Source organism: Cytobacillus gottheilii, assembly GCF_001636345.1.
Classification (GTDB): Bacteria; Bacillota; Bacilli; order Bacillales; family Cytobacillaceae; genus Cytobacillus; species Cytobacillus gottheilii.
Genome location: NZ_KV440945.1, coordinates 3,671,711 through 3,692,955 on the forward strand (window position 1 = coordinate 3,671,711; position 21,245 = coordinate 3,692,955).

Here is a 21,245-nt window from a genome sequence, read left to right on the forward strand (position 1 = left end):
CTTGATGACTCAGAAATTGGTCTTTAACTCAGGAATTCGCGGCATTCCTTTTTGCTGAATATAGTAAACTTCAATTTGATGAATATGAATAAACCACTGCCGATTCTCCAGCTCCGAAATGGAGGTGACCTTCACATCCACCACTGCCTGATCCTCAATCACATCTACCAGCTTTCCGATAAAAACAAATGGGTATGATGGCGTTAAAATAAAGATATTCTTGCCAATGCCCTCAACAAATGTCTCCACCAGCGCCTGATCATGGATGACATTGACAGTTGGGAAGTTCATTCCTGCAATATTATTTTCATGACTCATTTTTTGGTCCCTCCTTACGTAAGTGGAAATCTTTCATTACAGTCAAAGTCAGGTGTAAAGTGAGCAATTTTTTCAAATGGAATACTAAGTGGTGTGGGAAAGTTAAATTGTGGGGCATTTATTATTTTTATATTGACTGGAAATAGAGTCAGATGACCTGGCTGTACATCGATTATTTCGCCGCAAAATATGGGACGAAAGGTTTGGCCAAATAAATTGAGCTGATCGGATTCGGTTACAATTAAGACGCTTGTTCCCTTTAAGGCCAATAGCTCTCTAAAAAAACGATCTTCCAATTCTCCAATACTGCGCGGATTCTTCTCACTCGTCATATGACTTCCTCCCCCGTTGTCCTACTTTTTATAGTAATTTTTAAAGCCATAAGTAAATACTCTTAACAATCGAATGGTCTCAATATAACGTATCTCATCAAAATGTATTTCTTCTTTTTTCCCCATAAAAGCAATGGTTAATTTGTCTTCAGATTCAATAATCTTACCAAGCTTTTTGACATCACTGCCGATCCAGACATTCACCCATGTGTCCTTCCAGGTGTTTAAATTCGTCTTTAATGTTTCTTCAATGAATTGCTGCTTTAGAAGGTCACGTTTTGAAACAGTTTCCCCGAATTGCCGCAGCAGCTTCGTGCGCAAATTATTATCATAAAGATAATGCTGATGGGTGTTTGAATAGTTTGGGATTCCATACACAATATTAGCCGATTGAATGACAGAATAAGGAATCCACACCCGTTCCTTTAAATTGGTCAGCATCACAAAATCACGGCCCACCGTACTGACTTTTCCCTCCTTGTAATGAGATTCAGTACCGATGGCAGAGTAAATTTCCACCTGCTGATTTCTTTTTGATTTAAAAAATTTCCTAAGCTTTAATGACTTTCCGCGTTTTTCATTGTTCTCCAATAGATGAAAGATGTTTGCCCGGTCTATATATTCCATTAATAACCTTGTTTCTTCTGTCGTCGTCATTGTTGAAGGAGATGTAAGGCCCTCTCCTTTTCGTTCATTCAACTCATTAATAGGATCCTTCTTTCTGACTTCATGCTTTCTTTGCTCTAGCAATCTTTCCATATATTCATTTAAGTGAATTTTCTTTTTTGCCTCCTGTCTGTTCTCCATTCAGCCTCCTCTCCTTTCAAATATCTATATTATTTATACTCGCAAGGAGTAAAATAACAAACCAAATGTGGCAAACACCAAACCTGTGCCAAATAAACCAAATAGAATCATATTATTCTCCACATCATTAAAATAAGCAGCAGGCAATCCGCATAATGCTGGGTTTTCCACTACCGCACCAACCATCGTTCCCATGATGGAGCCAATGCTGCCATGGGAGAAGCCAGCCAATAAAGACTGAAAACGGACGAGTGCACCATACAGTAAACCAATCCCGCCGCCGATCACAGTGGAAAGTATCGCAAGTACTCCAATTTCAAATGGAAAAAGGAAGTGAAGAAGCATAGCCAGATTCATGCAGAAAATACTGCTGCCTGACGCGGCCATTACCATCCCAAAGCGGTCCGCAAATAGTTTCCTTTTTTTATACATGACAAAATAAAAGAAAAATCCCATTAGACCATTTACAAGAATCAGCATAATAAATAGAGGGGATAATTCCACATTCATAACTCCTTACTTATGTATTTTTAGCAGAAAGAAAAACAAGCAGGAGAGAAAGCAGGAAGACCGCTTCAATAAAAAATAAAAAGAGAATGCTAGTGTTGGCAGCTGCCCCTACCATCGGTGCCATAATGCCCATCATTAAACCATTTATATAACCAGTCAACAGAGTCTGATAATCAAAAAGTGCACCAAAAAGGCCGCCAATCATCATCCCTATTACCACCGTGATCATCGTAATGATGACAAATTTTAATGGAAACTGATAAATGAGGATTACGCCTGTGGCAATTGCACAAAAACCGCCTGCCAGCATTGAAATATTCATCCCCAGCTGGAAACCGATGAGTTTACGAATTTTATAAAGATATAGATATAGTAATAAGATCAGTACAAGGTTTCCATATAACAAAAACCCTAAATACCCCATGGCTCCAGTCTCCTCCATATTTCCTGTTTGTAATGGTTATGTTCCTAAAAGCTTGGTCTATAACCTATATGTATATTTTTACAATTTCATTTAGAAATGCACCTGCCTTAGTCATTTGCCCAACCATAAATCAGTGAAGATCCATACATTAGGTATATGTACAGATAAAAGGAGGTTGTTGACCATTTCAGCTTATAAAAAGGCAGCTCCAGCTGTTAAAGTATTGAGAAATTCAAAAATGTGGAATGACATTGAGTGTATTGAAGCTGAATTCATTCATGGAAAAACATTGTTTCGCTGTCCCGAGTTCGTTCCTGCAGGAGTAGAGGATAATGATTTTTGCGTACCAAAAGATTGCTGTCCGGAAACACTTCCGCAGCCAAAATTCTCTTCACCCTTTAGCTCCTTCTCACCAGGTGTGCTTGAGGAGCTTGAAGATTGCATCAGGAGAGCAAATGAACTCCTTTTGGCCCTTGCTGTATCAGAGGATGAGAAGGGAGTTGATGCAGAGGGTGATCTTGAGGCGGGCGAACCGAATGCAAGAGCTCTTCAGCAAAGCCTTCGTTCATTAAGAGATCAATTTGTAACGGTCCATTATGTCTGCAGCGGAAAAAAGCAAGAAGTATGCGGATATTTCCTGGACGCGGGAATCGATTTTATTATTATTGAAAAAGCAGATACCTGTAACATAGCCTTTATTCCCACGAGGAAAATCCTGTCCATTCACGATTTGGACAGAGGAGAAAATATTACCGAAGAACAAGAACTGATCTGCATCAATCCGTGCCTAAGACGAGACCTGACATTCCATTTCGGTGAACTCGTTACTAAAAGCCCGTATCTGCTCAACCTATTTTTCGGCATAAAATTAAAAATGCTCCTTGAAAGTTATATTGGCTATTACTGTTACATCCAAACAGAAACTGACAATCATGAAATTGATGGAACATTGGAGAAAATCGATGACCGGGATATGCTCATCCAAAAATACGATGAAAAACATTGGATTGACTTTGAAGATATTTGCTTGATTGAATTGGAGAAATAAAAAAGTTTAGTGATTGGCAGCCCAAAAGGAAGGAACCCCCCGCGGCACCTTCCTTTTTTGTCTTAATCTAATGTTTCCGACAGATCCAGCTCCAGAACGACTCTGCAGCCTTTATGCTTAAATAACTTGTATAGAAAACTGTCTGTCAATCCAGCTAACCGCAATTGAATCCGCTCATCACAATAGGGAATAACGGGATCTTTGATGGTATTAAACTGTTTGCCGCAGCGGCAATCCCGATGGTGTTTTTGACAATGAGAGCAATGTTTATCAAGATATGAATGAATGAATCTCTTCCTGCTGCTTACATCGCAATGGCATTCCCCGTGATGCTGGCTGCAAACGAAGCAGCTCAAATGATCGTCTCTTCCTCTGCATGCCTTTTCAAAATCTACATGATCCAGGCATTTGTTTCGGCAATGATGATCAACCCATTTGATCTTCTTCACATGCCTCGTTAATACCCTAACGACAGTATGATCTCTTTGCAGCAAGTCTACATAATCTGTTCCGATTTGATGAATGATTCCAGATTCTTTGTAGAAGTGTTTGCTTTTATTTCTGTTTATTGGGAAACGTTTTGTATTTTGGCCGAGATAGGAGCGGTTCTGGTCATCATTGGTGGTTTGTTTGTGATTCATGCTCGTCCTCCTTTCATTTATATTTAGGATATGAAAGGAGGAGGAAAGTTGTTTAGATGGATGTACAGGTTTTTGTGGATAATTTTGGATACTGAATATTTTGAAGCAAACTGAGTAAAAAATGGTACTATATAAGCGCATTCCAGTTAGAATCTTTAATATCTTTACTAGTTGGTTCTCTTACAAAGCTGCCGCTATTTTCATCACAAGCACCAAATCTATTAAAATTATACTGAGCCTGTTTTAGGGAAACTACATTCGCTCCGCCAGCATCATCAGGGGCATTGAATTGAATAGCATCATCTTCCCAATAACAAATCTCGTAAGTACCAGGGGGTTCTTCATCTAATGTTTTATACCCACAGCATGGGCAAGTATAATTCATGTGTTCACCTCGATGTTTTTTATCATTTTACTACTAATTCTTCTCTAGATAAACCGCTGCTTTTCAGAATAATGCCCTTGCGTTAATCCCCTTTCTTAAAAAATTTCTTAAGAGAGACTTAGGCTTGAAATAAAAAAAACAACCTAAAAGATAGAACCCACTCTGCATTTTAGGTGCCTGTTAATGTATTCTTTTACCTCACGCCAAGATCCGTTTCTCCCCCTCAATCTCTCGAATCGGCTGTATATTTTGCGTAAACTCAAGTGTTCCGCAATATTCTCCTTGCTCATTCCTAACAGCAAAGTAGCAGATATAGACGTAATTATCTTTAAATTGAATCCAGAAATCTTCCGTATCCTTCACACCAGCTTTGAAATCCTCGAGCAGTTTCTCAACAACATGAACGCTTTTCGGCGGGTGGCAATTTTGCACCGTTCTGCCAATAACCGCTTTTGTTCTCGCGAAAATTCTTTCTTTTCCATGAGAAAAATAACGGACAACATCATCTTGATCAATAAAGGTAATATCTACAGGCAAATGATTCATCATCAGCTCCAGCTGCTGTACTGATAAGACACCTGTTTCTAAATGTATTAGTCCGTTTACCATTCCTTCAGTACCTTCTGCGTGTCCATGCCGCACAGGTTTCCACTTTCCTGCTGGTCCTGTTAAACAATAGCCAATTTCCTCACTTTCCTTGGCAACCTTCATCCATTCATCTTCGGTTAATGTTTGCAGGGCCATCGGAAATAAAATGTTTTCTTCTTTAAAAATCATTTCGCTGACTTCACGAATAACATAATAAACCTTATCCAAGACTGCTTGCTTATTGCCTTCATAAGACTGCAGCAGCTGCTTTGCTTCCTTTATGGCCGCACGGATCTCATCGTCCACACCCCACATCACTTTCGTCGGTCCAAAGATGCCGTATTTCTCAAGATAAGGAAACAACAGATTTTCCTTACGGCTATAATGCTTATCGATATCCAGCAGTAAGTTAAGATCTTCCAGCAATTTAAATCTATTATCCTCGCTATCTTCTTTCTCAAAACGTTCAAAATGGAGCTGCAGTTTAAAGTTCGTCAGCAGATCAATCTCTTTATTTTCTAATTTAAAGGTATGAATCGGATGTCCTGGCATTTCTTCAGGCTTGTCTGATATGCGGTGGATTTCTTCAATAGAACCTTTGAAAATGGCTGTATGAACAGAGCATAATCTTTGCACTTCTTCGACTGGAATTCCTTCTTCCTCCATTAAAGCCTGTTCCAATTGAGAAATTTCAGCTATAGAAATGCTTCCGACTGCATCTTCAAAACGCTGCTTTACCTCTGCAACCGTTTTGCCAGCATGCAGATCTTTAATAATTTCCATAAGTATTTCCTGTCTTTGTGATGCCTGCTCTGTTGTTTTTTCCCGATTATTAATCAGCTCGCTTATATGATCCCATCCTTATTCCGTAATAGTAAAGCCCTTTTATTCGCAAATTTCTTTCACTGTATCAATTGAAACTCCCCGCATTCTGCAGCCTTTCGGAATGGTCATAATCCTCCCCGCCGTCTGCATCATTATTGGATCCGTAATTTTCTCAAAACCAAGCTCTTTTAAAATTTCGATCAGCTCTGGATATGCTGCTGTTAGTTCATATATCGGTAAGTTCAAGTCTAAGATCTTCGGCATGATACCACCTCATTTAGAAATGATTATTATTCTCAATATAACCATAGCATGTGGTGAGAAGTGATTAAGTGATTTGGATCACATATTATAAAATTTGAAACGGGGAGCAGTTTTTACAAAAAGAAAAGAGGATAGCGGCATGCTATCCTCTTAAAAATGTTTCTTCTCTATATGATTTTAAAATACTTCAAGTTATATTTTTAAAAAGTCAAAAGCACTCTCCATACGATTCGCCATTTCCATAAATCCAAGATCATTTGGATGAACTCCATCTACTGTGCATTCATGCCAGTATTCACCTAATAACTTCATTCCATCTATAAATGCAATATGCTGATCTCCCTGCTCCTTTAATTTCTCTACAATATTCTTAGAGTGTTCTCTTCGTTCCTGATGTTCATCGTATTGACCTTTTGCCTTATCCTGTGTATATGGGATTCGTGACACGACGATGATAGGTACTTGAGGATGATATTTCCGATACGTTTCTATAAAAGGAAGCAGTGTGGCTTTATATTGCTGAAGGGTGGCATTTGCTTCGTAATCAAGAACAAAGCAGGCTGGTCTTTCGATTTCCCGAATGGTTAATGCTACTTCATGTTCCCCTTTCCCGCTTCCGGAGAATCCCAAGTTAATAAATTCCAGATTCACTCTTCTGCTGAGGATGTTTGTATAAGACATACCCGGCCGACTGGCACATCCGCCCTGTGTTATGGAAGTTCCATAGAAAATTACCCGTTTATCGGAAAAGAATGGAGTTGGAGACTCGATGACTGCATCTGGATTTGTTCCTATTAAAACCTCTACTACGCCAACATAAAGCGGAAAGTTCAGTGTGATTTCCTTTAACTGTTCTGCATTGCTGCCTGTTAAATCCCAGATTGTTCTCTCAAAAGCCTGATCATGAATGGCCGGATAAGTAGATGCATAATACTGCTGCTGACCAGGCTTCCCTACATATACATCAAAGCCGCATTGACCAGAAGCAGGCATATGCCCCATTCCTGCTGAAGCCGTCAGCTTAACTTTAATGGCTAACTTAGAAGCATTGGTCCGAAAACGAATTTGTCCGCCGGAAGTATCATTGGCCAGTCTATCCACACTTACAGGCAAATTATATTCAGGATTAGCCGGAAGCCTTCGATACCTCTCTTCCTCCCCAAACCACGCAAAGCCGCTTATACGAAAAGGTTCCTCTTTTGGATTATGCCATCTCATTACCTTTTTTCACCTCTTCTGGGGCGGAGGGACAGGTCCCTTCACCCACCATAATTTTACAGAGTCAAGGGACCTGTCCCTCAAAACCCATCTTCAAAACCCACCTGCCGAAACGATTCGATTGTATGTTTCTCCCCTGCCCAGTGTTACGCTGTCAGGGAATTGTTCGGGGCCGTCATACCTAAGCCGGCTTTCTTCTAATTCTTCGAGCTTTGTCACGCCGCCGTCTATCCATGATTGCATCCGGTATTGGGCTGTTTCCATTCTGGTTAATAAACCTCCATAGCGAATATCAAGAACTTCCCAGCCAAACGGTTTATTAATAGAAAACCAGACGTCTCTATGTGCCTTTCGCAGTCTATCAGTCTCTGCTTTCAGGACCTCCAGCTTTGCTAGAAAATGTGCAGCCTCCTCTTTATCTCCACTGTCATAGGCTGACTTTATGCCAATTCCCCATTCAGCTTTTAAACTTAAGACCTTTGCCAGCTGTTCATAAAAGCAAAACAGGTTTTCCATGCCTGGGTTATGCTCCTTAGTCCTCTGAAGCTCCTCTAATAAACTGCGATAATGCTCAGCAATCGGAAGTCCTTTTATATTTTCATCAAACAGTCCCATTAATAGATCCTGCCAGAGTAAAAATTTTGATGGATTGGAGGAATATAAATTATCTTTCATGACACCTGGAACTTCATCAAATGAATTTAACAGCAGAAAATCATCTAGTCTAAAGCCGGTGCAGCAATAAAAACGCTCCTCCAAATGCTCTCTGGTTACTTCCTGATGGTACGTATGCTCCGCAAAAAGCTGTAAGCCAGGCAGTGCCGTCTGAATCGGAGTTTCTCCTCCGTTATCTCCCCACATTGTGGCCAAGACTTCTTTAATTCCTGTTTTTTTGCAGGCCTGTAATGCAGCTTCTGAGTTCCTGAAAGCTCTCGAATAGTTTGGGGAAATTCCATTCCATGTCCATAGCCCCCCAGCAAAAATCGGATCAGCTGCAATTTGTTTATGGGTGTTCAGCATTCCTTCATAAAAACTAGCTTCCGCATGATAGTAATCCCAGTACACCATTTGTACATTTGGAATGCTTTGCTTAACCTTTTCCAGCATTGCCGAATCAAAATCATAATAGTTACCATTTACAGAAGCTAATCGAAAATACATGTCACTCCAGATCATCGGCTGCAGCTCGTATTCCTCTGTAATCGATAATACTTCCTTGAGATGTCCATTCATGATTTCAAACCGATTTTGATAGCCGTTTTGTTCAATATACTTTCCTCTGCCTAGCTGCAGTGCCTCATCCATTCCGATATGGATTCTTTTTGTACGGTATGGCGAGATCGCCGCCTCAATCAGTTTTCTAAGAAATTCATAGGTTTTCGGCTCGCCAGCGAGCAAAATATCGTCCGTATCCTTCATATCATTCGCGTATCCCCATTTTAATGCTTCCTTCAGATGTGCCAGTGTTTGAATACATGGAACCATCTCAATACCTAATGTGTAAGCATAGTCATCACATGCCCGAATCTCGTCCTCCCTGTATCTTCCGCGCATATAGCCAAAATAAGGGAGCTCCGGTACCTCGTAGGTATCCTCTGTATACACCATGACCATGTTTAAGCCCATAATTGCCATTTTCCTTAATAGCATTTTAATGCCATCAACCGTTAATACAGCGTTTCTCGAGACATCAATCATCGCACCACTCGTCTGAAATTGTGGAACCTCTTGTTTGGTGAATTCTTTCTCTTCTTCAAAATGCTGCAACCAAAGCCCTAATCCTCTGAAAAAATGAATCTTGTTCTCAAAGAAGATCTGACCTTTGCCATTTTTATTTTCTACGATCAGAGGTCCTTTCCGATTCATGACCTCAATCACATATCCCTCATCCGCAATCTTTATCCCTAAATCAGCACTGAGAATCTCAAGGCCTTCCAGCACCTCATTCACATCTCCTGTAAAATGCAGTTTCACTATTATGCCTCCTTCGCTGGGTCGGGGGGACAGGCACCTAAACCCACCATATTTTCATTGGGTCGAGGGACCTGTCCCCAAAACTCCAGCAGTGCTGGCAGGTCTCTTTCCCACACTTTCCACAGGTGTTCGTCTTTTGTTTCTATATAGTTTACTTTTGCTTTGTTTGAAAGGAAGGTTTGGTGGAGCTGGCGGTTTTTTGTTAAAATGTATAATTTTTCGTTTGAGATCGAGGATACAAATTCATCTTCATAAATTCCCACAGATTGATAGACATCCCATCCTGAAAGATTCACATCTTCAAGCTGACCAATATCTTCATCAGAAACAGCCGGAGACTGAAGCAATAGGTGCGTCCATATTTCCGGCTTTTCTGCTGCTATATTTAAGCTAATATTTCCTGCCAATGAATCTCCCAAAAGACCTCTTTTCCTTATCTTCCCTACATCTATATTTCTTTCAATCTCAGGAATAAATTCTTCATTCATAAACCGAAGGTACTGCTGAAAGGAAGCTCCTTTTCGGCTAAATGATTCCCATCTTTCCATTGAATCTCCAGGATGAATTAATACAAAAACAAGGTGCTGTGCCAGCTCAGGATTTTCCCTCACTAAATTCTGAACGGCCTTTTCCAGCCCGCCAAGCTCCCAGTAATCCCTGCCATCCTGGACATATAATACATAGGCATCTTCTATCTTCTCTTTTGTCTTTAAAACCATATAATTCAGCGTCTTCTGCAAATGAGAACTATAAAAGGTCTGATTATATTTTTCCAATGTGTTTAACTCCTTCATGCAAAGAAATGGCTCCGTACAGTCCCGCTTTATTCCCGAGCTGAGATTTTATAATTTTTACACCTGAGTAGCTAGTCATAATATGCTGGTAAAGCTTTTCAGAAACGAGTCTGACAGACAAATCCTGTTCCATGATTCCGCCGCCTAAAATGACGCAAGGGGGATTGAAGATATGAACTAAACTGGCAATGCCCCTTGCCGCTTCATTTGCCCACGAGTCCAAAACCTCTAAAAGCCTCTGATCTCCATCCTGTATCATTGCAAATAGCTGTCTTCCATTTGTACAGCCTGGATCTGCTTTTTTTGCTTCTCGAATCAAAGCTGTTGTGGAGCCATATTGTTCATAGCAGCCCTGTTTCCCGCAGCCGCATTCAATGCCGTTCGGATACTGGTTCATATGGCCAAATTCCCCGGCACTCCCTGTAAAACCCCGATACAGCTTTGAATCGATTACAATCGCCCCGCCTATGCCTGTTCCAAAAGTCAAAAACAGAAAATCTGAATACTCTTTGGCAGCTCCGTAATGTTTTTCGCCAAGAGCGGCTGCATTAACATCATTTTCTACCATTACAGGTACGCGGAACCTGTCTTCCAGAATATCTTTTATCCTTGTACCGGTGTAGCTTGGCAGATTTTCATTCGCATAAATGATAGATCCTTCTTCAATGTTTACCTGGCCAGCCGTGCTAATGCTTATTGCCTCTATATCCGGATAGCCGGCAATGAGATCCTCCAGTTTTTGAATGATGTATGGGCCGCCCTTTTCTCTTTCAGTTTCTGCTTCATGAAAAAACATCATATAACCGTGATCATCCGTTACAGAATATTTAATAGAAGTCCCGCCGATATCACCAGCGAATATTTTCATTTCAAGCTCACCTCTATGAAACTATGCAGTTTTTTTGCGCATTGTTTTGTTCTGGTACTTTCATAACAGATTTTAAGGTTTGGCACTGCTGCCTTTTGAAGTGGAGACCGCTTCCTCTATAGCCTGTAAAAATCGTTTTGTAATGACCTGCGGGCGTGTGATCGCAGATCCGACTACAGCAGTGTGAACGCCTGTTGCAAAGACTTCCTTTAATTCCTCAGGAGTTGAAATTCCGCCCTCAGCAATGACAGGTATCTTTAAATGCTGAACAAACTGCTTATTCAAATCGACATTAGGCAGCTTAATCCCTTTTGTATATTCTGTATAGCCGCATAAAGTCGTTCCGGCGGCATCAAAGCCCAATTTTTCAGCTGTGATGCCCTCTTCCAGCGTTGAGCAGTCCGCCATAAATAACTGATGCGGGAATTTTCGCCGGATTTCCGGGAAGATCTCTGAAATGGTATAGCCATCTGGCCGCACACGAATGGTGGCGTCCAATGCAATCATGTCTACACCTTCATTTACGAGTAGATCGATTTCCTTCATGGTTGGCGTGATAAAAACATCTGAATTATCATAGTCCTGCTTAATAATCCCGATGATTGGCAGATCTGTTGCTTTTTTAATTTCATGAATATCTTCCACACTATTTGCCCGGATGCCGCTAGCACCTGCCTGGGCTGCAGCCACTGCCATTCTGCTCATAATAAAGGAGCTATGAAGAGGCTCATCGGACAGTGCTTGACATGACACAACTAATTTTTTATAAATCTTCGCAAAAAACGCTTGTTTGTTATTCATTCCCTACACTCCAGTTACATACTAATCCATAGGATTATTATTTAAAGGTCTTCTAGTTCGTTCCACCATTTGTAATCCTCTAAATACACCGTGTCAAACAGCATTACTCCGCTGGACCGCTCCTTGCATAGCTGAACAGCCTTTTTAAATTGTTCAGCATTGCCCGTATAATCCTTTAAATATAAACTGGCAATCACAGGAATTTGGCCATTGACAGCCTCCTTGCTCATTTCAATGGCACCTTCGACACTATACCAGTCAGCAGGTCTGCCGTTATTTAACGCTTCTTCGATCGTAACCTCAGGGTAATAGCAGCCGATCATAATAAAATCAAACTCTTCTGCATACCCGGATGTATAATAGGTGTCAGAAGTCCAATCGAACGCAGGGGTATACGTTTCACTTCCCCAGTTGACGCCTTCGTTATAATAAAGCGGATACCATGAACCTACATATATGGTAAAAATCAAATCTGAATTTTTTGTTTTAACCACATTTTTAGCTTTTTGAACAAAATTCTTAATATTTTTGGCACGGAACTCAGCCCATTTTGGAAAAAGCGGACCAAAGAGCGGTTTCTTCTCTTCAACTATCATAATATCCTCTGGCCAGTTTTTTACTTCTTCGCCTGTAAAAGCTTCAAATTTCTCTCTGCTTAACTTGCTGAAATCTCCATAAATATTCGGATATCTGCATCGATCCAATACAACGCCATCAACCTGATACCGGTCTATAATCTCCTGAATGATGCTGAGTTCATATGCTTCAACCTCTGGATGAATTGGGTTTACAAATACAGTTAAATCATTTTGATTTTCTGCAGCTGTCGGCATATTTGAAAGTGCTGTGTCATAATGTACCACCTGCCATTCCGGCTTGTCGTATACCATTCCTTCTTTTTCAACTCCATTGCCTTCTGCAAATACATCGACATTTGCGATCAGCTTCATCCCCGAGCCTTTGGCATGTTGGATCATTTCCTGAAGAAAATCCCTGCCTTTCCAGGCATGATATTGTTCATCTTTCATTTCACTGACATGATAGGCAAACTTACTGCTATATGTTGTAAATCCATACGGAATTTTTGCATCGATGACAAGATGGGTAATCTTGCTTTTAACGGCATGCTGAACGAGTTCTTTCATTTTTTCCGGATCCAGCAATCTTGTGCCATTTGCTAAAAAGTCCACCCATAATATGTTTGGCTGTTCCATTTTCCTCACCCTCTCTTATAAAGGCTGTTGCGTCCGGTATAACATGTTCCTTACCAAATGCATAATTCGCAAATCCTTTGTGCGTTCTATACAGACGCTTTTTGGTGCAGGTTTCTATTTACAGATCAATATCCTCCGGCCAATGAAGCTGAATGCCATTTTTCACTAAGAGGTTTTGATATTCCTGCAAATGCTTTTCTTCTTGTCTCACCTGATGTGGTGTTATATTGTTTTTAAGTGCGTAGGCCGCGAGATAGCCTGCTGATTCTCCAATATTCCATTCTGTCGGATGCAGCCTGTAGCAGCCGTTTGTAATTTGAGTTGTGCCTATATTTTTACATGCAGGAAGCAGGTTCTTTACACGAATTGGCAGCAATGCACCAAGCGGTATTTCATAAGGATAATTCGGAATATAGAAGCTGCGTTTTGAAACGGTTGTGTGATGCAGATCCAAATGATAGCTGCCAACACCCACACTATCAAAATATTCACATATTCCCTGATCTCCTCTTATCTCCTTGCTGACATCCTTTTCGGTAATCGTATAAACTGCCTTGATTCTTCTTGATTCACGGATATATGGATATTTGGCAAGGCCGTCTTCTGTATCCAATACATCTTTGCGTAGTCTCAAGCCGGGGTAGCCTTTCCCGCCATCCAATCTTGGCGCTTCAGTCTGCAGCCAATACAAAAGGGATAAGCTTTGCTGTTTCGCACTAAATAAATTCTTGTCGATTTCCTCTTGCGGCACCCCATAGATAGGTCCCAGAGAATAATCATTCTGTGCCCAGTTGATGAGGGAAATATCGCCTTCATATAAATCACTGTCTAAATTTTCGGTATCCAGGATTCTGCGATACGTAAATAAAGAAGGAATTCCTTCGTCATTTGGGAATAAGGTGAATTGCTTTAGCTTTGTGGTATCATCTGCATCTGTTGCATACCAGCTGAATAAAGGCAAATGTGAAAAGCTTGGCATATAATCACGCCAAAAATCATATTGCTCAGGTTTATCAATCGTAAAATTTCCGCCTTCTATATAATCGACTGCAAACACATATGTAAAGGATTGCATATCGATTGGATCTGCTTTTTCCAGTGCATGCGGCTCACCGGTTTCATTCATAGACTCGGCACCTGAAACGTATTCAACTCCAGCTATCGGCAGAACATCTCCGCATTCTGTTGCATCTAAAAAGTATTGTCCAATCAATTCAATACTTTGAGCCCCGCTGTTATGAGTCACCGTGACAGACTTTACAGCATCTTCTTCTGTTTTCGCTTCTGCCGCTTTAAAGTTATAGAGCACCTTTATTCTCCCGCTGTTCATATAAGGAGCAAGCATATCTTCAATGACCTTTAATGCCACCTTCGGCTCATGTGCCAGCCGGCTTACCCAGCCATTGCCGGGATTAAGGATTTCATTTTCTCTTGCTTCTTTCGTAAGCGGATAATTCGCCCGGTAATATTCCCGTACTCTGTTTCGAAATTCCCGGAATGTGCCGGTGCATCCATATTTCTCAATCCATTTATGTTCATCTGGAGGTACCGCCTGACTTGTAAGCTGTCCTCCTAGCCAATCTGTTTCCTCCGTCATAATAACCCTTAAACCCATTTTGGCAGCAGCCAGGGATGCCATGCACCCGCCTAACCCTCCGCCTATAACCACAACATCTGCAGTATCCTGCTTCAGCATTGCCAGCAACTCCTTTTTGGGTTCGAGGGACAGATCCGCTGACCCACTATATTTTCACAGGTGCTTATAACCTTACCCTCTTACCCTTTTCTCAACTTCCAGCCCAACTTCAAACATGCGATTCCATGGCATATAACAATCTTTTATGATGATTTCGCACTCATCGTCCTTGAGGTTTTCTTGAGCAAATTCATTTAATTGTTCTCTTACAATTTCGGAAACTCTTCCATTCTTGCCATCTACTAAAAAGTAGTTATAACCCCATTCAGGCAAAATAGAATGAGTGACATTTTTTCTGACAGAACTGCAATAGCCTGCATCTTCTACATAACGCAATGCAAGGAAATTTTTATGAGTCTCCGTGCTGCCATATAGATTGTGAAGCATGCCTTGTGCAATGCATGTTCCTAAAGTATTGGAGCTTGTATTCCAGCCAGCATACCCTGCTAGCTTAAATAGAAGCTTCTTTCTTTTTAAAAGTTTTAAAAGAGCTAAATCGGAACCGTTTGCAAATGCGACATCTCCTACAGCACATGGAATGTTCCTTTCACAGATTGTATATTCGAGCTCTTCCGCAAAAGCAATCAGATTTCGATTCACCTGATATTTTGTACTAAGATTATCTTGAAAAGCTGCTTCCATCATGGGTTCTGCCGGTGAATTTACAAATAACGCAAAATCAGCTTCCCCGAGATTTGAAGCGAGCAGTCCGCCTGCCGCTAAAATCTGATATTTTAAACTTTCCATTAATGGACGATCCTCATATAACGGTATAACTGACGGACCTTCTGTACTTGAGAAAACAGGATAAACCAATGGTCTCTTCTTATTAAAGCTATTGAGCATTCTCGCCAGCAGCGTACAGCCGACTTCATCTGCTCCAGGATACATATAGACATCCAGCTCAAGATCAAAAGAGGCAATCGCTTCTCTTACCTCCTGCTGATCAATCGCTGTCCAGCCGTAAGGTGCAGAATCATCCTGAGGAATAACCAAGAAATCAATGCTTCCATTTTTGACATATTGAAGGACGAGCTTATTGACCTCGACATTGATTTTTCTCCGGGATAAATAATCATCGGCAAACTCCTGCGGCAGCTGCTGCTTCAGATCTTCATATTGCTTCCTTTCTTCGTCAGATGCCAAATTGGCTGTAATCAAGTGATGGAGCTTTCCATATTGGAAGATTTCACTTCCCCAATCACCATAATAGTCCGGTTCTTCATCACTGCTTGAATACTTCGGACATCTCATGATTAAGCTGAAGGCGTATATTTTTACATCTGGATTTATTTCTTTAATCCTGGAAAGTCCCGCTAGTGCGTTTTTGCATTCTTCCAGTGTGAGATGATGCAATCTGGAAGGAATAATGCCTCCATACAATAATGTATCGATGGAAAGAATGATCCCATCAGAATCTTCTGCTTCTTTATACAGCCATTCCCATATTTTTTCCGTGTTTCCCGGTGTTTTTTTATCTCCCATTATGCTGATATCTGGTCTAACGAGATTTTGGGTCGAGGGACCTGTCCCCGAGGCCCAAAGCATACTTGGAAAGTTGAAGTTGCATGGGCGTTCGTCGAGCGGGATGTAAGCAATTTTGTACATGTGAGGTCTCCCTTTTTTATCCTTTTATGGCTCCTGATATGCCTTCCATATAATATTTTTGTGTGAATAAGAACACGATGATGATTGGAATGACTGAGATGATTGTACCGGCAGCAATCCAACCAAAGTTATATGAAAACTGGCCATTTAAAAAGCTTAATGCAGAAGCTAATGGATATTTCTCTGTATCCAGCACAATGATTGGCCATAGGAAGCTATTCCAGTTCGCCATAAATTCAAATAAGCCTACAACAGCGACAGCTGGCTTGATCATTGGCATCATTAACTGAACCCAAATCCGGAATTCAGAAGCGCCGTCCATTCTTCCCGAGTCTCTTATATCTCCCGGTATCCCCATAAATGCCTGCCTGAAAAGGAAGACATTAAAAACGGAAACAAGTGTTGGCAGCACTACACCAGTAAAGGTATTAATCAAGCCTAGGTTATTAATTGTTAAATAGTTAACAACAAGTGCTGCGGCTGCAGGAATAATCATGGTTGAAACGAGCAGCAGGAAGATAAAATTTCTCCCTTTGAATCTGAAAATGGCTAACGGATAGGCCGTTAAAGCACTAAATAAAATACTTAATGTAACACCGAGGAATGTGATAATTACGGTGTTCCATATATATTTTAGAAAATCCATATACTCCCAAACTTCCAGATAGTTCTTGAAATCTATAAAAGTTGGAAATATCGCTGGCGGGAATGCAAAGATATTTTCACCAGGCATAAGGGACACACTTAATAACCAGAGAAACGGCCCCATCATGAAGAGAGCAAATAAGATTAACAGCACATAGACAATCAATTTACTGACAAAATTTTTAAACGGATTCTTTTTTTTCATAGGGTCATCCATATTAATATGGATTTACACCACCCCTCTTGTTAAACAGGAAGATGAAAATACTGAAGAATATGATAATTACACTCACAATTAACCCAAGTGCAGATGAGTATCCAAACTCGAATTGCTCAAACCCTTGCTGGTAAATATACACACTGCTTGTTAACGTTGCATTTCCAGGGCCGCCAGAGGTTAAGACGAATACTTCATCAAATACTCGAATCGCTCCCATTAAGGAAACAAGCGTACATAAGAAGATATAGGGTTTTAGCAAAGGAACGATGATCTTGCGGATTACTTGGAAGTTACTCGCTCCATCGATCTTGGCTGCCTCGATACAATCTTGAGGAATTGCCTGTAGGCCGGCAAGATAAATCATCATGTAATACCCTAAGCCTTTCCATAACGTAATGAACATTAGAGACCATAGTGCTGTATCCTTATCAGAAAGCCAATTCACTTTCTCATCTATGATTCCTATTGACATTAACAGGTAGTTTAGAACTCCGTTTGAGCTCATTAGCCAGCCCCAGATTATCGCAACAGCAACCATTGAGGTTACAACTGGAATATAATAAGCTGTTCTGAAAAACTTAATTCCTGCAATTTTCCGATTGACCAAAACAGCCATTAAAATGGAGATAATTTGAATAAAGGGAACAATAATCATATAAAGCAGTGAGTTTTTAATCGAAGCAATAAAATCTACGTCAGAAAATGCACGTTTGAAGTTGTCCAGTCCTATAAATGATGTTTCTCCTATGACCGAATAGTTTGTAAAGGCCAAAGGAAGACTGTAAATAATCGGCCAAAAGGTAAATAGAACAAGCAATATGAGTCCTGGCGCCATAAATAGCCATGCCGTCTGAACTTCGGAATATCTGCTGTAACCGAGAGCCCTTTTCTTTCCCATAGGGTTTTTCCTCCTAAACGAAAATGGGCAGAAGTTCATCTGCCCATTCAATTTGATATCATCAAATGCGCCATGGCGTATTTGTGCCCGATTTGTTCGAGGCTGCTAGTAAAAGCACGCTTACCGGAGATTTTCTTTCCTCCTTAAAGTTAACGAGCTAAAATATCATTTACTTCTTTCTCAGCTGCTTCAAGCTCAGTGTCTAGATCTTCACCATTGATGTAGATATTTTGCAAACGTTTATTGATTGCACTATCCACATCGCTTGCGTTTTCAACACCAAGATAGAAGTCTGTCGCTTTATCCAAGCTTTCTACAGAAGCAGTTAGTGCTTGCCCTTCTAATGTTCCATCATTTTTATAGAAATGTTCATCCTTCGCAGCTTCCTTAGTAGAAGGAAGTGTGTTGGCTGTTTTAGAGAATGCCAGCTGATTCTCATCATTTGTTAGAAAATGGGCAAAATCAGTTGCTGCATCTACATTCTTAGAATCTTTTGGAACAACTAGATTCATCGTATTTGTGAAACGAATGCCTGCTTTTCCAACAGGTGCCGGAACAGCGACAGTATTTTCATAAACATCTGGTGAAGCTGTCTTTAATTGGTTAATAAACGATGAGCTTGAGATGATCATTCCCACTTGTTCACTGCCAAATAATTGAATCTGCTTATCAAATGCAGGAACATCCTTTGGAATAACTCCAGCCTCGATTAAATCAATATTGCCTTGAATATATTCTTTTACTTCATCATTATTGAATATTGCTTTATCGCCATCTACAATTTTGTAGCCTTCTTCAAGGATTGAACGTGTTTCCATGGAGAATACATAACCAAATGAACCTGTAGTATCAGCAATTTGTTTTCCCCAATCCGCCAGATCTTCTTTTGTCTCTGGAGGGTTGCTTACATCAAGACCAGCTTCTTCTGCTAATGTCTTGTTGATGTAAAGAACCGGAATACCTGTATACCAAGGAAGTGCATATGAACCATCACCTTGTGCAGTAGAATTATAGATTCCTTCAAAATAAATAGCTTTTTCCTCATCCGTTAATTGCTCGTTGAAATCTACTAAAGCTTCTTTTGATGCCATTTGCTGGGCCATAACCGTATTTAAGTTAACAACGTCAGGTGCTTGATCACTTGCAATACTTGTTAATAACTTGTTTTGAACAGCATCATACGGGAAGTCCTTCCAGTCAACTTTTACGCCAGGATTCTCTTCTTCATATTTTGCAATAAGATCGTTGAAATAATCATTGAATGTTGGCTGAAGTGCGATTGTCCAAAATTCAATAGATGTTTCTCCATCACCTTTTTCAGAATCTGATGAGCCTGCGTCCTCAGAGTTACATGCCGCTAATACTCCCAAAACAAGTAAAAACAGCGCTGCCGATAATACTTTTTTGAAACCTTTGCTCATTGCAATTCCCCCCACAAATTTTTTATTTTGGTACCTCTAGATAATTTCCTTACGTCTTATGAGATAGGTTGTAACCGTTTTCATAAGGTGTTTCTAAAAAAGTTTTCTATCTATTTAGAATTTATCACCTTTTGGAGATTAAATCCACCTTTTTATTAAAAAAATAAAAAAATCTCCATTTTGTTCTAAACTTGATTTGCAGCATATTCACTTTTTTGTTCGAACATCGCTAAATACACCGTAAATGCTATTAAACTAAAAGATATGAAAAAGGGAACAAACTTCAGGTAGATTGATAGGATCACAATCAGCATAGTGAAGAAAATAATAAGTAAAGGTTTTAGCGGTTTTCTGATAAATAGGATAAAGCTAGTAATAAAGAGCGGTTTAAAATGGGATTCTCCTAAGATAAATAGTTTGATAAGATTGCTGCCGATTCCTGAAAATAGCAGAACTAAGAGGATCATTAAAGGAAGCAGGAAATTCTGGAGTTCATTCGGCATATAAAATACAGCAATAATATCTCCAATTATGACAACTGAGATAAACAATAGAACGATCCAAATTTTCACTCCTTTTTTTATATATTGATAAAAAAGAAGTAAGAATTGTTTCCAAGCTGGGATTGAGTCTTCTTCATACATTGATTTAACAGATCCAACTAAAGCAACAAATGCAGGGATTGCCGTTACAATTGGTATGGAGCATAGGATGAATAAGAAATTTAATATCACTAAATCAACAATATTCTCAAGAACCTCAAATACTTTATTTTGGCGGACCATTCTATTTCACCTTCTCTGCTGGATATTAGTACAGCTTGTCTAAAACCGATTCCGCTGTATTTTTGATTGCCTTTGATGCCTGTTCTTTATTTTTGAGAGCCGCGTTTGTTGCCAGCACATCCAATAGTACAAGCTGAGCAATTTTGGATGAAAAAATGCCTCCTTCAAAAGGAGATTCTTTATTCGCAGCCAGGAAAATGAGATCGGCATATTTAGTAATTGGTGATCTTGCCTGGTTAGTAATACAGATCACATAAGCTTTATTATCTTTGGCAATTTTCACTGCATCCACAACATCTTTGGTGCTGCCTGATGAAGAGATTGCAATGACTAAATCCTCTTCACCTAACAATGAGGCCGTCATGGACATGATATGTGAATCAGAAACATGCTCGGTATTATATCCCAGTCTCATTAAACGATGTTTTCCATCTAAGGCCGTCATTCCCGAGGAGCCTACACCAAAGAATAGAATCTTGTTAGCACGGTTGATTTTCTCTACCGCAGCTTCCAGGACACTTTCTTGAAATAAAGCTACAGTGTCGTTTATTGAACTAATATTCTGATTGGCAATTTTCTTCGTAATAACGTCTACAGAGTCATTCTCATCAATTTTCCCATATACATGTTCGTCAACTTCCATTAAATTTTGTGCAACTGATAATTTAAATTCCTGAAAGCCTCTATAGCCTAATTTCCTGCAAAAACGCAAAACAGTTGTTTCACCAACTCCAACTGATTCTGCTAAATCTGTTACAGAGGAATACACAGCTTCCTTATGATGCTCCATTATATAATTCGCTACCTTTTGCTCTGTTTTCGTCAGCGAATTATAAACAGATTTTATAATCAATAGCGGTTTCGAATTCTCTGTTTTTTGCATACAGCATCTCCTTTATATAAGTATGATTTCTTTTGAAGAAACATTCCTTCATTAAATTAAAAAGAGGATATATCCTCC

At 40.0% G+C, this 21,245-nt stretch carries 23 protein-coding genes; 1 reads left to right on the plus strand and 22 read right to left on the minus strand.

The window, feature by feature from the left end:
- Positions 1-9 precede the first annotated feature (9 nt).
- From A6754_RS17785 to A6754_RS17805, 5 genes are read right to left on the minus strand one after another with little or no spacing between them, the layout of a single operon-like run.
- Positions 10-318, minus strand: coding sequence for a hypothetical protein (locus A6754_RS17785; protein WP_066448963.1), 309 nt, complete (start codon positions 316-318; stop codon positions 10-12).
- A gap of 14 nt (positions 319-332) precedes the next feature.
- Complete coding sequence (locus A6754_RS17790) at positions 333-650, minus strand: hypothetical protein (protein WP_066448966.1); 318 nt, start codon at positions 648-650, stop codon at positions 333-335.
- A 21-nt stretch (positions 651-671) separates the two neighbouring features.
- Positions 672-1,457 carry a hypothetical protein gene (locus A6754_RS17795; RefSeq protein WP_066448969.1) on the minus strand — a complete coding sequence of 262 codons (786 nt, stop codon included), beginning with the start codon at positions 1,455-1,457 and terminating at the stop codon, positions 672-674.
- A 33-nt stretch (positions 1,458-1,490) separates the two neighbouring features.
- Complete coding sequence (locus A6754_RS17800) at positions 1,491-1,961, minus strand: hypothetical protein (RefSeq protein WP_082851731.1); 471 nt, start codon at positions 1,959-1,961, stop codon at positions 1,491-1,493.
- A 16-nt stretch (positions 1,962-1,977) separates the two neighbouring features.
- Positions 1,978-2,391: a hypothetical protein gene (locus A6754_RS17805; protein ID WP_066448973.1), complete on the minus strand. Its 414-nt coding sequence runs from the start codon at positions 2,389-2,391 to the stop codon at positions 1,978-1,980.
- A gap of 175 nt (positions 2,392-2,566) precedes the next feature.
- On the opposite strand from A6754_RS17805, the gene A6754_RS17810 reads away from it, so the two are divergent.
- Positions 2,567-3,439 carry a hypothetical protein gene (locus tag A6754_RS17810; RefSeq protein ID WP_156495817.1) on the plus strand — a complete coding sequence of 291 codons (873 nt, stop codon included), beginning with the start codon at positions 2,567-2,569 and terminating at the stop codon, positions 3,437-3,439.
- A gap of 62 nt (positions 3,440-3,501) precedes the next feature.
- Here A6754_RS17810 and A6754_RS17815 read toward each other — a convergent pair whose 3' ends face one another.
- The 17 genes from A6754_RS17815 to A6754_RS17895 form a co-directional block, all read right to left on the minus strand.
- Positions 3,502-4,080: a hypothetical protein gene (locus A6754_RS17815; protein WP_066448979.1), complete on the minus strand. Its 579-nt coding sequence runs from the start codon at positions 4,078-4,080 to the stop codon at positions 3,502-3,504.
- Between the two features lie 127 nt (positions 4,081-4,207).
- Complete coding sequence (locus A6754_RS17820) at positions 4,208-4,465, minus strand: CPCC family cysteine-rich protein (RefSeq protein ID WP_066448981.1); 258 nt, start codon at positions 4,463-4,465, stop codon at positions 4,208-4,210.
- A 198-nt stretch (positions 4,466-4,663) separates the two neighbouring features.
- Positions 4,664-5,902 carry a DUF438 domain-containing protein gene (locus tag A6754_RS17825; RefSeq protein WP_066448984.1) on the minus strand — a complete coding sequence of 413 codons (1,239 nt, stop codon included), beginning with the start codon at positions 5,900-5,902 and terminating at the stop codon, positions 4,664-4,666.
- A 36-nt stretch (positions 5,903-5,938) separates the two neighbouring features.
- Entirely contained in the window at positions 5,939-6,142 is a 204-nt protein-coding gene (locus A6754_RS17830; RefSeq protein ID WP_066448988.1) for a DUF1858 domain-containing protein, read from the minus strand.
- A gap of 192 nt (positions 6,143-6,334) precedes the next feature.
- Complete coding sequence (locus tag A6754_RS17835) at positions 6,335-7,360, minus strand: SGNH/GDSL hydrolase family protein (RefSeq protein WP_066448990.1); 1,026 nt, start codon at positions 7,358-7,360, stop codon at positions 6,335-6,337.
- 93 nt (positions 7,361-7,453) lie between these two features.
- Entirely contained in the window at positions 7,454-9,334 is a 1,881-nt protein-coding gene (locus A6754_RS17840) for a beta-N-acetylhexosaminidase (protein ID WP_066448992.1), read from the minus strand.
- A 2-nt stretch (positions 9,335-9,336) separates the two neighbouring features.
- A complete protein-coding gene (locus A6754_RS17845; RefSeq protein WP_066448994.1) occupies positions 9,337-10,110 on the minus strand; it encodes an alpha/beta hydrolase in 774 nt (257 codons plus the stop codon).
- Positions 10,097-10,996, minus strand: a complete 900-nt coding sequence (locus tag A6754_RS17850) for an ROK family protein (RefSeq protein WP_066448995.1) — start codon at positions 10,994-10,996, stop codon at positions 10,097-10,099. The genes A6754_RS17845 and A6754_RS17850 overlap by 14 nt, the downstream gene beginning before the upstream one ends.
- 72 nt (positions 10,997-11,068) lie before the next feature.
- Positions 11,069-11,797, minus strand: a complete 729-nt coding sequence (locus A6754_RS17855) for an N-acetylmannosamine-6-phosphate 2-epimerase (RefSeq protein ID WP_066448997.1) — start codon at positions 11,795-11,797, stop codon at positions 11,069-11,071.
- A gap of 41 nt (positions 11,798-11,838) precedes the next feature.
- Positions 11,839-13,011 (minus strand): alpha amylase family protein, encoded by a 1,173-nt coding sequence (locus tag A6754_RS17860; RefSeq protein ID WP_066448999.1) that lies wholly within the window; start codon positions 13,009-13,011, stop codon positions 11,839-11,841.
- A 118-nt stretch (positions 13,012-13,129) separates the two neighbouring features.
- Complete coding sequence (locus A6754_RS17865; protein ID WP_066449003.1) at positions 13,130-14,707, minus strand: FAD-dependent oxidoreductase; 1,578 nt, start codon at positions 14,705-14,707, stop codon at positions 13,130-13,132.
- 72 nt (positions 14,708-14,779) lie between these two features.
- Positions 14,780-16,315 (minus strand): DUF4127 family protein, encoded by a 1,536-nt coding sequence (locus A6754_RS17870; RefSeq protein WP_066449004.1) that lies wholly within the window; start codon positions 16,313-16,315, stop codon positions 14,780-14,782.
- A gap of 16 nt (positions 16,316-16,331) precedes the next feature.
- Positions 16,332-17,165, minus strand: a complete 834-nt coding sequence (locus tag A6754_RS17875) for a carbohydrate ABC transporter permease (RefSeq protein WP_066451719.1) — start codon at positions 17,163-17,165, stop codon at positions 16,332-16,334.
- 13 nt (positions 17,166-17,178) lie between these two features.
- Entirely contained in the window at positions 17,179-18,078 is a 900-nt protein-coding gene (locus A6754_RS17880; protein ID WP_066449007.1) for a carbohydrate ABC transporter permease, read from the minus strand.
- 149 nt (positions 18,079-18,227) lie between these two features.
- On the minus strand, positions 18,228-19,499 hold the full coding sequence (locus tag A6754_RS17885; protein ID WP_066449009.1) for an ABC transporter substrate-binding protein: 1,272 nt from the start codon (positions 19,497-19,499) through the stop codon (positions 18,228-18,230).
- Positions 19,500-19,684: 185 nt separating this feature from the next.
- Complete coding sequence (locus tag A6754_RS17890; RefSeq protein ID WP_066449011.1) at positions 19,685-20,284, minus strand: DUF624 domain-containing protein; 600 nt, start codon at positions 20,282-20,284, stop codon at positions 19,685-19,687.
- A gap of 25 nt (positions 20,285-20,309) precedes the next feature.
- The gene (locus A6754_RS17895) at positions 20,310-21,167 is read right to left on the minus strand and encodes a MurR/RpiR family transcriptional regulator (protein WP_066449013.1); all 858 of its coding nucleotides are present in this window, start codon (positions 21,165-21,167) and stop codon (positions 20,310-20,312) included.
- Between the last annotated feature and the right edge of the window lie 78 nt (positions 21,168-21,245).